The sequence below is a fragment of the Streptomyces sp. SID12501 genome (assembly GCF_010550245.1).
GTDB lineage: Bacteria > Actinomycetota > Actinomycetes > Streptomycetales > Streptomycetaceae > Streptomyces.
Genome location: NZ_JAAGLU010000437.1, coordinates 1 through 508, shown reverse-complemented (window position 1 = coordinate 508; position 508 = coordinate 1). Strand labels below are relative to the sequence as shown.

1 protein-coding gene is annotated in these 508 nt (G+C 68.3%); it reads left to right on the top strand.

All coding sequences use genetic code 11. The annotated features are described in order from the left end of the window. Positions 1–508 (top strand): DnaB-like helicase C-terminal domain-containing protein (locus G3I71_RS46640; protein ID WP_275409443.1); only part of this gene is annotated, 508 nt, incomplete at both ends.

Sequence of the window (508 nt, the reverse complement as noted above, 5' to 3'; positions counted from 1 at the left end):
GACGGCGGCGACCTCTACGAGCTCGTCAACAACGCGCAGGCCGAGGTCTACGCCGTCACCGAGCGCCGCGCGTCCGAGGACTACCTGCCGCTGTCGGAGATCATCGGCGGCACGGTCGACGAGATCGAGGCCGCGGGGCACCGCGGCGAGGGCATGATCGGCGTGCCGACCGGGTTCTCGGACCTGGACCGCCTGACGAACGGCCTGCACCCGGGGCAGATGATCGTCATCGCGGCCCGTCCGGCCATCGGCAAGTCGACCGTCGGAATCGACATCGTCCGGTCGGCCGCGATCAAGCACGACATGGCCGCCGTCGTGTTCTCGCTCGAGATGAGCCGCAACGAGATCACGATGCGTCTGCTGTCCGCCGAGGCGCGCGTGCACCTGCAGAAGCTGCGTACCGGGCAGATGGGCGAGGAGGACTGGGCGAAGATCGCCGCGACCATGGGCCGCATCAGCGAGGCCCCTCTGTTCATCGACGACTCGCCGAACATGTCGCTCATGGAGA